At 71.6% G+C, this 13,830-nt stretch carries 14 protein-coding genes and 1 pseudogene; 9 read left to right on the plus strand and 6 right to left on the minus strand.

The features are described 5' to 3' along the window. From RIN75_RS09805 to RIN75_RS09820, 4 genes are read right to left on the minus strand one after another with little or no spacing between them, the layout of a single operon-like run. On the minus strand, positions 1–945 hold the full coding sequence (locus RIN75_RS09805; protein ID WP_309111508.1) for an amidohydrolase family protein: 945 nt from the start codon (positions 943–945) through the stop codon (positions 1–3). Further along, the gene (locus RIN75_RS09810) at positions 942–2,300 is read right to left on the minus strand and encodes a TrpB-like pyridoxal phosphate-dependent enzyme (protein WP_309111509.1); all 1,359 of its coding nucleotides are present in this window, start codon (positions 2,298–2,300) and stop codon (positions 942–944) included. The genes RIN75_RS09805 and RIN75_RS09810 overlap by 4 nt, the downstream gene beginning before the upstream one ends. 13 nt (positions 2,301–2,313) lie before the next feature. Continuing rightward, positions 2,314–3,657, minus strand: coding sequence for an NAD(P)/FAD-dependent oxidoreductase (locus tag RIN75_RS09815; protein WP_309111510.1), 1,344 nt, complete (start codon positions 3,655–3,657; stop codon positions 2,314–2,316). After that, positions 3,644–3,928 carry a phosphopantetheine-binding protein gene (locus tag RIN75_RS09820; RefSeq protein WP_309111511.1) on the minus strand — a complete coding sequence of 95 codons (285 nt, stop codon included), beginning with the start codon at positions 3,926–3,928 and terminating at the stop codon, positions 3,644–3,646. Before RIN75_RS09820 ends, RIN75_RS09815 begins: the two co-directional genes overlap by 14 nt. Before the next feature lie 168 nt (positions 3,929–4,096). Between RIN75_RS09820 and RIN75_RS09825 the strand changes: the two genes are divergently transcribed. Together RIN75_RS09825 and RIN75_RS09830 are read left to right on the plus strand one after the other, a co-directional pair. Next, the gene (locus RIN75_RS09825) at positions 4,097–5,185 is read left to right on the plus strand and encodes an acyl-CoA dehydrogenase family protein (protein WP_309111512.1); all 1,089 of its coding nucleotides are present in this window, start codon (positions 4,097–4,099) and stop codon (positions 5,183–5,185) included. Between the two features lie 14 nt (positions 5,186–5,199). Continuing rightward, positions 5,200–6,609 (plus strand): amino acid adenylation domain-containing protein, encoded by a 1,410-nt coding sequence (locus RIN75_RS09830; RefSeq protein WP_309111718.1) that lies wholly within the window; start codon positions 5,200–5,202, stop codon positions 6,607–6,609. A 266-nt stretch (positions 6,610–6,875) separates the two neighbouring features. Here the strand turns inward: RIN75_RS09830 and RIN75_RS09835 are convergent, their stop codons facing one another. Further along, positions 6,876–7,748, minus strand: a complete 873-nt coding sequence (locus RIN75_RS09835; RefSeq protein ID WP_309111513.1) for an NmrA/HSCARG family protein — start codon at positions 7,746–7,748, stop codon at positions 6,876–6,878. A gap of 87 nt (positions 7,749–7,835) precedes the next feature. Between RIN75_RS09835 and RIN75_RS09840 the strand changes: the two genes are divergently transcribed. Then, positions 7,836–8,384 (plus strand): helix-turn-helix domain-containing protein, encoded by a 549-nt coding sequence (locus tag RIN75_RS09840; protein ID WP_309111514.1) that lies wholly within the window; start codon positions 7,836–7,838, stop codon positions 8,382–8,384. On the opposite strand, the gene wrbA is transcribed toward RIN75_RS09840, so the two are convergent. Beyond that, on the minus strand, positions 8,365–8,991 hold the full coding sequence (gene wrbA / locus RIN75_RS09845; RefSeq protein ID WP_309111515.1) for an NAD(P)H:quinone oxidoreductase: 627 nt from the start codon (positions 8,989–8,991) through the stop codon (positions 8,365–8,367). The two genes, RIN75_RS09840 and wrbA, sit on opposite strands and share 20 nt — an antisense overlap. Before the next feature lie 97 nt (positions 8,992–9,088). Here wrbA and RIN75_RS09850 point away from each other — a divergent pair, with 97 nt between their 5' ends. From RIN75_RS09850 to RIN75_RS09875, 6 genes and pseudogenes are all read left to right on the plus strand, one after another. Then, on the plus strand, positions 9,089–9,544 hold the full coding sequence (locus RIN75_RS09850; protein WP_309111516.1) for a MarR family transcriptional regulator: 456 nt from the start codon (positions 9,089–9,091) through the stop codon (positions 9,542–9,544). Then, positions 9,532–9,808 (plus strand): annotated as a pseudogene (locus RIN75_RS09855) (sigma factor); the annotation flags it as partial. The gene RIN75_RS09850 and the pseudogene RIN75_RS09855, both read left to right, overlap by 13 nt. 284 nt (positions 9,809–10,092) lie before the next feature. Then, entirely contained in the window at positions 10,093–10,836 is a 744-nt protein-coding gene (locus tag RIN75_RS09860; protein WP_309111517.1) for an NAD(P)H-binding protein, read from the plus strand. A 9-nt stretch (positions 10,837–10,845) separates the two neighbouring features. Beyond that, positions 10,846–12,822, plus strand: a complete 1,977-nt coding sequence (locus RIN75_RS09865; RefSeq protein WP_309111518.1) for a hypothetical protein — start codon at positions 10,846–10,848, stop codon at positions 12,820–12,822. A gap of 113 nt (positions 12,823–12,935) precedes the next feature. Then, a complete protein-coding gene (locus RIN75_RS09870; RefSeq protein WP_309111519.1) occupies positions 12,936–13,373 on the plus strand; it encodes a zinc-binding dehydrogenase in 438 nt (145 codons plus the stop codon). A 4-nt stretch (positions 13,374–13,377) separates the two neighbouring features. Continuing rightward, positions 13,378–13,737 (plus strand): RNA-binding S4 domain-containing protein, encoded by a 360-nt coding sequence (locus RIN75_RS09875; protein WP_309111520.1) that lies wholly within the window; start codon positions 13,378–13,380, stop codon positions 13,735–13,737. Positions 13,738–13,830: the final 93 nt, after the last annotated feature.

Here is a 13,830-nt window from a genome sequence, read left to right on the forward strand (position 1 = left end):
CTACCTCCTCGCGGCGGCCCGCAGCCGGGGGAACAGGGCCAGGGCCGCGCCGCCGACGTCCGCGCGGTGGGCCGCCACGGCCCGGCGGGTCGCGGCGACGACCGGTGCGGTCATGAACGGGAAGTCCGTGCCGAACAGGACGTGCCCGGGTGGGGCGACACCGTCCACACAGGACAGTGCGGCGGCGGAGAACGCTTGCGCTGTCTCGTAGTACAGCCCCGCCAGCTCGTCGCGCACCGAACCGTCGCGGTCCGGCAGCACCCACGTCTCGGCCAGTTCGAGGCGGCCGGCGAGGAACGGGATCGTGCCGCCTCCGTGCGCAAGCACGAACCGGATCCCCGGGTAGCGCCGGAACACGCCCCGGAACAGCAGGTTCGCCACCGCGCGCGTGGTGTCCATGACGAAGTCCACCAGGGGCGGCGGGACGACGGCAGGGAAGTCCGGCGCACCCGTGCACGAGCACCGGTAGCCGGGGTTCGGGTGCACCAGCACCACCGCCGCCCGCCGGTCCAGCTCGGCGAACAGTTCCTCCTGCGGCGGGTCGCCCAGCAGCGCGCCGTCCGCGAGGCTCGCGGGCAGCACGACCCCGTCCGCGCCCAGAACGTCGAAGGCGTGGCCGACCTCGACGAGGGACGCGTCGAGGTCGGGCAGCGGGAGCGTGGCGAGCAGACCGAACCGGTCGGGGCGCGCCCGGACCAGTTCGGCGGTCCACTCGTTGGTGGCACGCACCAGCTCGGGGCCGTCGGGCAGCCGCAGCGCCTGGTCCGGCATGAGCACGGACAGGATCGCCGCGTCCAGGGCGCAGTCGTCCATGACCGCCAACGAATCTTCGACCCGCCAGCGCGGTACCGCCACGCCCGGCGCCATGTGGGTCACGCCCCGGCGCGCCAGCGCATCGGCCAGCGCGCCGTGATAGGCGTGGTGGTGCACGTCGACCCAGGTCATGTCGCCCGCACGACCGGCAGGTCCGCCAGCGCCGCGTCGATCTCCTCCTGCGGCAGGGTGTAGTCCTCCAGCTTCCCGGCCAGGAACGCGTCGTAGGCGCCCATGTCGAAGTGGCCGTGCCCGGAGAACCCGAACAGGATCGTGCGCGCCTCCCCGGTCTCCTTGGCGGCCAACGCTTCCGCGACCGCGCCGCGCAGGGCGTGCGAGGACTCCGGCGCCATCACGAACCCCTCGGCGCGGGCGAACCGCACGGCCTCGGTGAACACCTCGTTCTGGTTGTACGCACGCGCCTCCACATAGCCGTCGTCGTGCAGCAGGCACAACGTCGGCGCGTCGCCGTGGAAGCGCAGGCCGCCCGCGTGGATCGGCGCGGGGATGAACCCGTGGCCCACGGTCCGCATGTGCAGCAACGGCCCGAGACCCGCCACGTCCGGGTAGTCGTAGGTCAGCTTGCCCCGGGTCAGGGTCGGGCACGCGGCCGGTTCCGCCGCGATGAACCGGGTGTCGCGGCGACCGGCCAGCTTGTCGGCCATGAACGGGAACGCGAGCCCGGAGTAGTTCGAGCCGCCGCCGACGCAGCCGATGACGACGTCCGGGTAGTCGTCGGCCAGCTCGAACTGCTTCTGGGCCTCCAGACCGATGATCGTCTGGTGCAGGACCACGTGGTTCATCGCCGACCCGAGCGCGAACTTGGTGTCGTCGTGGGCCAGCGCGTCCTCCACCGCCTCGCTGATGGCGATGCCGAGGCTGCCCGGCGAGTCCGGCTCGTCGGCCAGGATCTTGCGGCCCGCCTGGGTGCGGGTGCTCGGCGACGGGAACACCTCCGCGCCCCACGTCTCCATCAGCGAGTGGCGGTGCGGTTTCTGCTGGAAGGACGCCTTGACCATGTACACGGTCACGTCGATGCCGAACAGGCTGCCCGCGAACGACAGCGCGGAACCCCACTGCCCGGCCCCGGTCTCCGTCGTCACCCGCTTCACGCCCTCGACGGAGTTGTAGTACACCTGCGGCACGGCGGTGTTCGGCTTGTGCGACCCGGCCGGCGACACGGCCTCGTACTTGAAGTAGATCCGGGCGGGCGTGTCCAGCGCCTTCTCCAGCCGGTCGGCCCGGTACAGCGGGGACGGCCGCCAGATCCGGTACAGCTCCTGCACCTGCTCGGGGATGTCGATCCACCGCTCGGCGCTCATCTCCTGCTCGATGACCGCCCGGGGCAGCAGGGGTTCCAGGTCGGCGGGCGTGACCGGCTCGTGCGTGACCGGGTGCAGCGGCGGCATGAGCGGCCGGGGCAGGTCGGGCACGATGTTGTACCACCGGGTCGGGGTGTCCTTCTCGGACAGGACGAACTTCTTCACGGCGTCCCCTTCGTCAGAACATCGGTGCCTGGCTGGGCGCGCGCAGGGTGCCCAGGTGCGGGTGCCACAGGTGGTCGGGGTTCTCCTCGACCTCGCGGGTGATCTCCCGCATCCGGGTCAGCGCGACCGGCTCGCCGCCCTCGTAGACGTCGCCCTGGAGCATCCGCAGCACGTCGATGCGGTAGCGCGGGTCGGCGACGAACGCGGTGAACAGGATGTTGAGCCGGTAGTAGATGGAGATGAACTCGTACCAGTTGCCCACCGCCCGGCGCAGCTTGCTCTCGAAGGTCTGGAAGGAGGCCTTGGAGAAGTCGCCCTTCTCGGCGGCTGCGACAATGTCGTAGGACGCCAGGCGCGCGCTGTTCATGGCCACGCTGACCCCGCTGGAGAAGATCGGGTCCACGAACCGGGCCGCGTCGCCGACCATCAGCCAGCCGTCGCCGCAGATCTGCCGCATGGCGTAGCTGTAGTCGCCTTCGGGCTTGAACGGCCGCACCCGCTCGCTCTTGCGCAACGCCTCGGCCAGCTCGGGCCGGGTCCGCATGGACTGGTCGAAGAACTCGCCCCACTGCTGCTTGGCGGCGGTGAAGTGCTTCTTCTGGGTGACCACGCCGACGCTGGTGATCGTGTCGGTGATCGGGATCTGCCAGACCCATGTGTCGGTTATCGGCAGGAAGTGGATGAAGATGAAGTCCGCCTGCTTGCCGTCCACCGCCAGGGCCGTCCGGTCCAGGCCGTCGTACCAGGTGTGGATGGCGTACTGGTTGAACACCGGGTCGGGCACCTTGAGCTTGAGCTGGCGGCCGAGCAGGGTGCCGCGCCCGCTGGCGTCGACCACCATCCGCACCCGCACGCCGACCTCGCGCCGGCCGAGGGTGAACACGATCCGCTTGACGTCCTCTTCCAGCTCGACCCGCTGCACGCGCACGCCCTCGTACACCTTGGCGCCCTGCGACTCGGCGTGCTGCAACAGCAGCAGGTCGTACTGGCCGCGGTCGACGTGGTAGGTGTAGTCCTGCTGGACGCCCTTCTGGTCGCGCTCGCGGAACTCCACCTCGGCGGCCTTGAAGCCGTGCGAGAGCTGGAAGCCCAGCGGCGAGATGTCGCTGCGGGTGGCGGATGTCCAGGCCGCCCCGTACTTGCGCGGGAACCCGCCTTTGTCCACTTTGTCCAGTGCGCCGATGTCGGCCAGCACCGGCGTGGTGGCCGGGATCAGCGACTCGCCCACGTGCGGCCGGGGGAACAGCTCCCCCTCCAGCACCACGCACTTGAGGCCCGCGCGGGCCAGGTAGGAGGCGATCGTCGAGCCGGCGGGTCCGCCGCCGACGATGCCGATGTCGAAGTCAACGTCTGCCACGGGTCTCCCCCAGCTCGGCGCGGTCGAGGTCCAGCACGAGAGCGGTGATGCCGTTGAGGTCGCGGAAGTTTCGTCCCACCATGCGCTCGGCGGGCACCTCCACGCCGAAGCGCTCCTGGATGAACACCACCAGGCTGGTCGTGGACAGGCTGTTGAGGATGCCCCACTCCAGCAGCGGCGTGTCCGGGCCGATCTCCACCCCGGCCGAGGGGTCGAGCACCTTGTCCCGGATGAACCCCGTCAACTCTTCGAGGACCTCTTCGCGCTCCATCCACGTTCTCCGTTCCGCGTGGCGCATCACCGGCCGCCCGATGCTACGGAGCGTGGAAAACCGTTGTCTTCCCTCGGAATGCGGGGCGCGGCCCGTCCGAACGGACAGGGTGCCGGCCGGTATTCCTGTTGAGGACAACGGGAGTGCGGCTGGTTATGCTCCCGTCGCGTGGACTTCGGATGGCAGCCCGACGAGGACGTGGAGCGGGTCCTGGCGCACCCGTGGAGCCCGGCGGACGGCTGGGAGTCGTGCGGGCGCTTGGGTTTGCTCGGGTTGAGCGTGCCGGTGGAGCACGGCGGGTCGGGACGGGGGTTCCTGGACACGGCCCGGGTCGCGGAGGCGTTCGGGGCGGGGTGCACCGATATGGGGTTGGTGTTCTCGGCTTTGGCGCACTTGTTCGCGTGCGCGATGCCGATCGCGGAGCACGGCTCCGCGCGGGTGCGCGAACGGGTGCTGCCGTTGCTCGCGTCGGGCGAGTGGGTTGGGGCGAATGCCATCACCGAGGACGTGGCGGGGTCGGACGTGACGGCACTGCGGACCACCGGGCGGCTCGACGGGGACCACTACGTGCTGGACGGGGTGAAGTCGTTCGTCAGCAACGGTCCGGTGGCCGATGTTTTCGTGGTGTACGCGTCGACGGAGCCGGAGTTCGGGCACTTGGGCGTGAGCGCGTTCGTGGTCGAGCGGGGGACGCCGGGACTGGTCGTCGAGCCGTTTGCCAAGGGTGTGCTGGCCTCCTGTCCGGCCGGGGAGGTGCGGCTGGTGGGCTGCCGGGTGCCGGTGGACCACGTGCTCGGGGTGCCGGGGCAGGGGGCGGCGATCTTCCAGTCGTCGATGCGGTGGGAGCGCACGTGCTTGTTCGCCGCGTATCTGGGTCAGGCGGGGCGATTGCTGGACCGGTGTGTCGAGCACGCCCGGACGCGGCGGCAGTTCGGGCGGCCGATCGGTGCGAACCAGGCGGTGTCGCACGCGGTGGCGGGGCTGCGGTCGCGGTGGGAGGCGGCCCGGTTGGTGCTGTGGCGGGCGTGTTGGCGGTTGGACCGGGGTGAGCGGGCGGCGTGGGACGTGGCGGCGGCGAAGCTCGCGGTGAGCGAGGTGGCGGTGGACACGGCGCTGTTCACGATGCGGGTGCTGGGTGGGGCGGGGGTGCGTGACGCGGGGGTGTCGGCGGACCTGCTGGACGCGGTGGCGGCCACCACGTTCTCCGGGACGTCGGAGATGCAGCTCGAACAGATGGCCAAGGAGTTGGGGTTGTGATCCTGCCCGATCTGGTGCGGTCGAGCGCTCGTCGTGACGGGTCCGCGGTGGCGGCGCGGTCTGCTGAGGGTGTTTTGACTTATGCGGAATTGGACCGTGAGGCGGACAGAGTCGGGCGGTTCCTGTCCTCTTTGGATGTTGGAGTGGGTGATCGGGTCGCGTTGTGGTTGCCCAAGTCGTTGACTGCGGTTGTGGCCATGCAGGCTGTATTGCGGTTGGGGGCGGCTTATGTGCCTGTCGATCCGTTGAGTCCGGTGCAGCGCGCTCGGCAGGTGATCGGTGATTGTGCGCCGGCGGTGGTGGTGACGACTCCGGAGAACGTTTCCGCCGTGCCGGGGGCGGTGTGCGTGGAGTTGGGTGGGGGTTCGGTGGAGCCGTTGCCTGCGGTGTCGGTTTCGCCGGATGACCTGGCTTACATCCTGTACACGTCCGGGTCGACCGGTGTGCCCAAGGGTGTTCGGATCTCGCACCGCAATGCGTTGGCGTTCGTGGAGTGGGCGGCGGGTGCGTTGGAGGCTCGGCCTGCGGACCGGTTCGCCAACCATGCGCCGTTCCACTTCGATCTTTCGGTGCTGGACGTGTATGTGGCTTTTTTGGTGGGCGCGTCGGTGGTGTTGGTGCCTCAGGAGGCGGCTTATGCGCCTGGGCGGTTGGTCGAGATGTTGGTGTCGGAACGGATCACGGTGTGGTACTCGGTGCCGTCCGTGTTGATGTTGATGGCGCGCAACGGTTTGCTGGAGACGGAGTTGCCTTGGTTGCGTGCGGTTTTGTTCGCCGGGGAGCCGTATCCGGTCGATCACTTGCGGGCGTTGCGGGCTCACTTGCCGGATGCGCGGTTGCTCAACTTGTACGGGCCTACGGAGACCAACGTGTGCACGTACTACGAGGTGGGGGAGGTACCGGAGTCGTGGACGCGTCCTGCTCCGATTGGTCGGGCGTGCTCGGGGGACACGGTGTGGGCGGTGCGGGACGACGGTTCGGTGGCGGGGGTGGGTGAGGAGGGCGAGTTGATGGTGTCCGGGCCGACCGTGATGCTCGGGTACCACGGGGGTGCGCCGCACACCGGGCCGTATGCCACCGGGGATCGGGTGGTGTTGTCGGCGGAGGGTGATTACGTCTACCTGGGGCGGCGCGACGGGATGGTGAAGGTGCGCGGGAACCGGGTGGAGGTGGGGGACGTCGAGGCGGCGTTGCAGTCGCATCCGGCGGTGAGCGAGGTGGCGGTCACCGTGTGGGGGACCGGGTTGGACGCTCGGCTGGTCGCTCACGTGGTCGCGGTCGGCCCTTTTGGGCTACTGGAGGCAAAGCGGCACTGCGCGAGCCGCCTGCCCCGGCACATGATCGTGGACGCGGTGCGCCTGGTGCGCGCGCTGCCTCGGACGCCGAACGGGAAGGTGGACCGCCGGGCGCTGGCTGGCGGTTGAGGCCCGGCGGTTGCGGCCCGGCGGTTGCGGCCCGGCGGTTGCGGGCGGGCGGTTGCGGGCGGGCGGAGAGCGCGACGGGTGAGGCCCGGCGGTTGAGGGCGGCGGTCTCCGGCGCTCGTCTGCGCCGACGGGCGAGACCGGCGGCACTGCGGCCCGCGTGTGCGCCCGCGGCCTTCGGCCCTCGCGTGCGCCGGCGGGTGAGGGCGGGCGGCCTCCGGCCCCCGTCTCCATTGTCCCACGGGGGTACGACAAAGTGCCTCGACGGCTCAGGCGAAGGATGCGCGGGCGGCGGTCGCGCCTTCTTGGGCCAGCCAGGTCGGGAAGTCGAGCAGGTCCGGGTGTTCCGCGCGGAGTGCGGGGATGTCGGCCTGCCACCCGGCGAAGCGGTCGGCGCGGGTCAGGTCGTCCAGGCTGACGCCCAGTCGGGCCAAGACCTCCGGTGGCAGCGGTGAGGTGTCGATGTCCTTGCCTAGGACCTCGCCGAACGCCTCCGCGAGCCCCTCCCTGGTCACCTCGTCGCCCGCCAACTCGATCTCCCGCCCCACGTACCGGTCCGGGTCGGCGAACGCCAGACCCGCGAACGCCCCGACGTCCCGGACGGCCACCACCTGGACCCGCCGCCACCCGGGCATCATGCGGATCAGCGGCACCACGCCCAGCACGCCCGTCATCGGCGACACGTGGTTCTCCATGAACATGACCGGGCGCAGGAACGTCGCGGGCAGGCCCGAGGCCCGGACGTGTTCCTCGACCTCCCACTTCGTGTTCCAGTGCGAGATCCCGCTGCCCCGCTCCACCCCGCCCACCGACGTGTACACGAAGTGCCGGACACCGGCGGCGTGAGCGGCGTCGGCGACGGCTTTGCCCATGGCGACTTCATCCGCGTCGAAGTGGGGTGGCGCCGCCGCGGGTTGCACGCTGAACACGCCGTGCACGCCGACCATGGCCCGGTCGAGGGCCGCGCGGTCGCGCATGTCACCGGGCACGACCTCGGCGCCGGCTTCGCGCAGGGCGGCCGACTGCCGACTGCCCGGCGACCGCACCAGGGCGCGCACGTGCCAGCCGTCGGCCAGCAGTCGGCGGGCGGCGGCACCTCCCTGCTGTCCGGTGGCACCGGTGACCAACACCGTCTTCCCCATGGCAGAACCCCCAGTCCGCTACTATCCGGAGCACTGCTCCGGAACATACGGAGCACTGCTCCGCTTGTCAACGGAAGGTGGTTCCCAGTGGCCGAACGCGCCGACGCGCGCCGCAACCACGACCTGATCGTCTCCGTGGCCGCGGAAGCGTTCGCCGAGCACGGGGTGGACACCTCGCTGCGCGACATCGCGCGCCGGGCGGGTGTCGGGATCGGCACCCTCTACCGGCACTTCCCCACCCGCGAGGCACTGGTGGAGGCCCTGCTGCGGCAGCGGTTCGACCGGCTGCGCGCACGGGCCGAAGAACTGGCGGACCAGCCGCCGGCGGAGGCGCTGGCCCGGTGGCTCACCGACGTCGCCACCGGCTCCGCGACCTACCGCGGCCTGCCCGAGTCGGTGCTGGCCGCCTTGCGCGACGAGACTTCCGAGTTGCACGGGTCGTGCGTCGCCATGCGCGCCGCGGGCGCGGAACTCCTCGCCCGGGCGCAGGAGGAAGGACTGGTGGCGGCCGGCGTGACCCCCGAGGAGGTGCTGGCGCTGGCCGCCGGGCTCGCCTGGGCGGGCGATCGGTCGGGGATCGCGGTCGAGCGGTTGCTCGCCCTCGCCCTCGACGGGCTCACGCCGCGGCGGCGCTGATCGCCCGCGCGAAGCGCACGACCCGCTCCGCCTGCACGCGGGCCGCCTCTCGGGTGGTCTCGTCGACCGCCAGCGTGCCGCCGCCGTCGTGGTGCGCGGTGCCGTAGGGGTTGCCGTCGACGAACTTGTGCGGGTGGGTGTACCCGGGCGCCACGACGATGCCGCCGAAGTGGTGGAACGTGTGGGTCAGCGCGAGCAGCGTCGACTCCTGGCCGCCGTGCAGGGTGCCGGTCGAGGTGAACCCGCTGTAGACCTTGTCCGCCAGCAGGCCCTGCTGCCACACGCCGCCCAGGGTGTCGAGGAACTGCTTGAGCTGCGAGGCGATGTTGCCGAACCGGGTCGGCGAGCCCATGATCACCGCGTCGGCCCACACGAGGTCGTCCGCGGCGGCCTCGGGGATCTCCGCGGTCGCCTCGGCGTTGGCCTTCCACTCCGGTTTGGCCTCGACGACCGCGCGCGGGGCGAGTTCGGCGACCTTGCGCAGCCGCACCTCCGCGCCCAGCTTCTCGGCGGCCTCGGCCATCTCCTGCGCGATCGTCGCGACGCTGCCGGTGGCGGAGTAGTACACGATCGCGACCTTGACCTGGCTGTTCACTGCATCCCCCATAGGGTTTCCGGTGATCACTGACGAGGACCACGGTATAGTCACCCGTAGAGATAGTCAAACATGGTGACTATCACCTGGACTGACCACTGGAGGCCCCTTGCGCCGGAGCGAGCGGAAGCAGACCGACCCCGACCTGGGCGTGCTCACCAGCCGGCTGATGTTCGCCGTGCAGGAGGAGCTGTTCACCACGCTGGCCGAACGCGGCCACCCCGACCTGCGGCCCCAGCACGGCGCGGTGATGGCCTACCTCGACCCCGAGGGCACCCGCGCCACCGACCTCGCCCGCCACTCCGGGCAGCACAAGCAGGTCATCGGCAAGCTGCTGGACGAACTGGAAGCCCTCGGCTACGTCGAACGCCGACCCGACCCGACCGACCGGCGCGCGAAACTGGTGGTGCCCACGGAGAAGGGGCTCGACCACATGACCAAGTCCGACGAGATCATGGCGGCCATCGACGCCCGGCACGCCGAGGCGTTCGGCGCACGCGAGTACGCGGACTTCAAGCGCATGTACGCCGAACTCACCGCACGCCAGCGCGCGTGGCGCTCGTGACGTCCGACTTCGAGGAGCACCGGCCGCGGCTGTGCGGCCTGGCCTACCGGCTGCTCGGGTCGGCGCACGAGGCGGAGGACGTGCTCCAGGACGCCTACCTGCGCTGGAACCGACCCGTCGGCCTGGCTCACCCGGGTGGTGACCAACCTGTGCCTGAACCACCTCACCTCGGCCCGGGTCCGCCGCGAGCGGTACGTCGGACCGTGGCTGCCCGAGCCCGTCCCGCCCGACGGCCTGGGTCCGATGGACAGCGTCGAACAGCGAGGTGTCGGCGGCGCTGCGGCCGGTGGTCGGGCGCGAGCGCGTCCTCCGGTACCTGCTGGGCGGCCTCAACCGGTTCGGCGCCGGTCTGGAGCTGCGGATCGCCGAGGGCAACGGCGCGCCGGCGGTGTCGGTGGCGGGTGATCGGCTGGTGGCCGTCCTGGTGCCCGAGCACGGCGGTGCGGATCGTCGCGAACCCCGCCAAACTGGCCTTCCTGGCGGGCCGGGTGTCACGTTCCGGCGGCCTGTCCGGTTCCTGAGGGGAAGTCGACGGAGAGGAGCCGGTGGTGCGGATCGCGGTGACGGGTGGTCGAGGGGTGCTCGGGAGGCTGGTCGTCGAACGGCTGGCCGGGCACGACGTGCGGGTGGTGAGCCGGCGGTCGGGTCCCGGGCTGGTGTCGGCGGACCTCAAGACCGGGCGCGGGCTCGCTGAGGCGGTCGCGGGCGTGGACGCGGTGGTGCACTGCGCGACCGAGATGCGCCGGGCCGCCGAGGTGACCATGACCCGCAACCTGGTGGAGGCCGTCCGGGACGCGCACGTGGTGTACGTGTCGATCGTCGGCGTGGACCGCGTCCCGCTGTCCTACTACCGGGGGAAGCTCGCGGCCGAGGAGGTCGTCGCCGGGTCCGGGCTGCCGTGGACGGTGCTGCGCGCGACGCAGTTCCACGACCTGCTGCGGGTCGGTTTCGCGCGGCTGTCGAGCCTGCCTTTGCTCTTCGCGCCCAACGTGCCCGTCCAGCCGGTCGAGGTCGCGGAAGTCGCCCAGCGCCTGGCCGAGTTGGCCACCGGCGAGCCCTTGGGCCGCGCGCCCGACTTCGGGGGTCCTGAGGTGCGGGACGTCCCCGACTTGGCGCGGTCGTTCCTGGCGGCGACCGGACGGCGGCGGCGGGTGGTGCGGGTCTCGCTGCCCGGCGGGGTGTTCCGGGCTTACCGAGCGGGCGGCCACCTCGGTGGCGATGGGGGCCGCACGACGTTCGAGCAGCACTTGGCCGCGCTCCCCGACCCGTTCGGTGGGTACCGGCACAACTAGGTTGGGTGCATGGCCTATAGCGGCTTCGACCATCGCCTCCTCGCCGCGTTCCGCCGCGCCGGCGTCACGTGGACCCGCACGTACGTGGTGCAGCGGGTGCTGCGGGCGGTCAGCGGGACGTCGCTGTTCAGCAGGCACGTGTCCGCGTTGGCCGGGATGGCCTCGGAGTTGCCCCGGACGCGGGCCGTGCTGGAGAACTTCGCCGACACCGCGCAGCCCCGGGTGTCGCTGCTGCGGTCGCTGTGCGAGGGGACGCGCGCGGCGGTGGAGCGCGGGATCGGCCAGTGGGGTCCCGAGCCCGTGCTGCTGGACGTGCGGGGCGTGCTCGACTCGGTGATCGGGGCGCTGGACGACCAGGTCAAGATCCCGATGGGCCGGCGGCGGGAACTGGCCCGCGATGCCGCCGCCGCGGTCGGCGACCTCCTGCCGGGCGTGCGGCGGTTCCTGGAGTCGACGTTCACCGCGGTCTGGGAAGGTCCGGAGTCGTTCAACACCATCGCGGGCCTCGACCTGCTGTCCGACGAACTGGCGTGCCTGGTCGCCGCGACCGACCGCGACCACGACACGCTGTGCCGCGAACTGGCCGACCGGGCCGACAGGCTCGACGCCCGAACGGTCCTGGACCTCCTGCTGCCACCGCCGAAGCCCTACCGGGTGGCCGTCGTGGTGCACGGCGCCACGGCCCTGTCCCACCTGTCGGAGCTGGACCCGACGGCCACGTCGGCGGCGCTGACCGAGCCCGGGCGGCTGGGTTTCGGCTCCCCCAACCGGTTGCGCGCCTTCGTGGCCGGCGTCCCCACCCACGGTGCCGCGTGCCTGGCGTCCTGCCAGGTCGACGCCGTGGACGCGCCCAGCGCCGGCCGTGCCGCGCGGCGGACCATGTCGGAGTTGCTGGACCAGTACATGGCCGGGCACCGCCTGGTCACGCTCTCCTTGGCCGACGACGTCCTGGTGTCCGATGTGGACAGACAGGTCCGCCACCTCGCACCCCGCCGCACCACCGTGAAACGCGCCGATCCGCTCGTGCCCGGCTGGCCCAAGACGTTGCGCAACGGCCTCCGCATGGCCCACGTGGCGCGCGTCACGGAGGCCCCGCTCCCGGCCGCCGCGTTGGCGTGGGCCGCACTTGAGGCGTGCGGTCTGGAGAACCGGGGTGACCTGGCCGCCGCACTGGCCCTGCAAGCGATGCGCCAACAGGTCGTCGAGGCGCACCAACAACTCCACCAGTCGGCCACCGCCACGGTCCGCGCCGCCCGGTCCCGCGTGGAAGTCTTGGAGCAACGCAGCAACGCCCTCGACCGCGCGTTGGAAGCGTGCCCCACCGACCACCCCGACTACGCCCCGCTGCACGCCCGCGCCACCCAGGAGCGCGCCGAACTCCTCGAAGCCCAGGCACACCAACGCTTCGCCGAATCCCTGACCGAGAACCTGGCCGTGGTCAACGACTACGCCAAGTGCGACGGCTTCACCCGCCTGCACGACCTCAACACCTGGGTGGACCTCCTGCTGCCCCCACGAGACACCGACCCACCCTCCCTGTCGACCGCCCGCGACGCCCTGGCCAAGGTCCTCGCCCACACCTCCCCCTTGGCCGCGCAACAGGTGACCGACTGGTCCCACCGCCTGTCGACCCCGTCAGCCTGCGCCGCCTGGCTCCAGGACGCCCAAAAGCGCATGGCGACCTTCCTGGACGCCCTCTACACAGCCCGGAACCTGACCTTCCACTCGGGCCAGTTCCGCACGGAAGGCGACCTGGTACTGGGCACCGGCGGCTCCCACGTCGTGGACTTCTCGCTGGAGATCCTCGGCAACTGGTACCGGAACACCCCCAACCCCGACACCGCGCCCACCACCATCATCACCGAGCTGGCCCAACGCCAGCGCTCGATCCTGGCCAGGCTCCGCAAGCGCAGCAAACCCCTGCACACCCTCGACGTGGCCCGCCTGACCGGCCCACCGCCCACCGACATCTGGGGCCGCCCCTGACCACGCCGGGATCAGCCGGCGCAAGCAACCGTCCCGGCCCCACCGTCCGCCCCGCCCCCGACGCCGCCTCGACCACCTCGTCCAACACAGGCACTAAAGCCACCACGACCGCCGTGTGCAGCCCGCGCAACGCCGACCTGGCCCGGTCACTGGGCGCGGACCGGGTCGTCGACTACACCCGCGAGGACTTCACCCGCGAGCAGCACGACCTGGTCCTGGACCTGGTGGGCAACCGGTCGCCGGCCGAGCTGCGGCGGGCGGTCACCCCGACCGGGTCGCTGGTGCTGTCCGGCGGCGGCGTGTCCACCGGCGGCAGCGTGTTCGGGCCGATGGCCCTGCTGATCAAGGCGCAGGCGGTGGCCGCGTTCACCCGGCCGCGGATCCGGGTGGTGAACAGGCTGGCCGACCTCACCGCGCTCAAGGCCCTGGTCGAAGCGGGCACCGTGGCCCCGGTGGTGGACCGCGCCTATCCGTTGGCCGAGGTCCCGGACGCGATCCGGTACGTCGAGGACGAGCACGCGCGGGCGAAAGTCGTCATCACCGTAGGGTGAACGGGTGGAGTCGACCCGCATCGACCGCTGGCTGTGGGCGGTCAGGCTGACCAAGACGCGCCCGGACGCGGCGGCGGCGTGCCGGGGCGGGCACGTGCGGATCAACGACAAGCCCGCCAAGCCCGCCACCACCGTCGTCCCCGGTGACGAGGTGCGCGCCCGCGTCGGCGACACGACCAAGGTGGTCGAGGTGGTGCGGGTCATCCAGAAGCGGGTCGGCGCGGCCGACGCCGCCGCCTGCTACATCGACCGCACTCCCCCGCCGCCGCCGGAACTGCCCGTCGCCCGCCGCGACCGGGGCGCGGGCCGGCCCACCAAGCGCGAACGCCGGGTCCTGGACAAGTTCCGCACCCAGGGGCTCTGACCGGGCCGAACGGCGCAGCCCTCCGGGCAAAGGTCCACACAACCCTACGTACGGGTCTGGTGGCGGCGCGTCACGACTGGTTGGTTCGGGTAG

The organism is Saccharothrix sp., from assembly GCF_031180885.1.
Taxonomy (GTDB): Bacteria; Actinomycetota; Actinomycetes; order Mycobacteriales; family Pseudonocardiaceae; genus Actinosynnema.

Coding starts and splice junctions, on each gene's coding strand:
- RIN75_RS09865 (WP_309111518.1), top strand. CDS start 10,846: ATGGCCTATAGCGGCTTCGACCATCGCCTCCTCGCCGCGTTCCGCCGC.
- RIN75_RS09835 (WP_309111513.1), bottom strand. CDS start 7,748: ATGGGGAAGACGGTGTTGGTCACCGGTGCCACCGGACAGCAGGGAGGT.
- RIN75_RS09805 (WP_309111508.1), bottom strand. CDS start 945: ATGACCTGGGTCGACGTGCACCACCACGCCTATCACGGCGCGCTGGCC.
- wrbA (WP_309111515.1), bottom strand. CDS start 8,991: ATGGGGGATGCAGTGAACAGCCAGGTCAAGGTCGCGATCGTGTACTAC.
- RIN75_RS09820 (WP_309111511.1), bottom strand. CDS start 3,928: ATGGAGCGCGAAGAGGTCCTCGAAGAGTTGACGGGGTTCATCCGGGAC.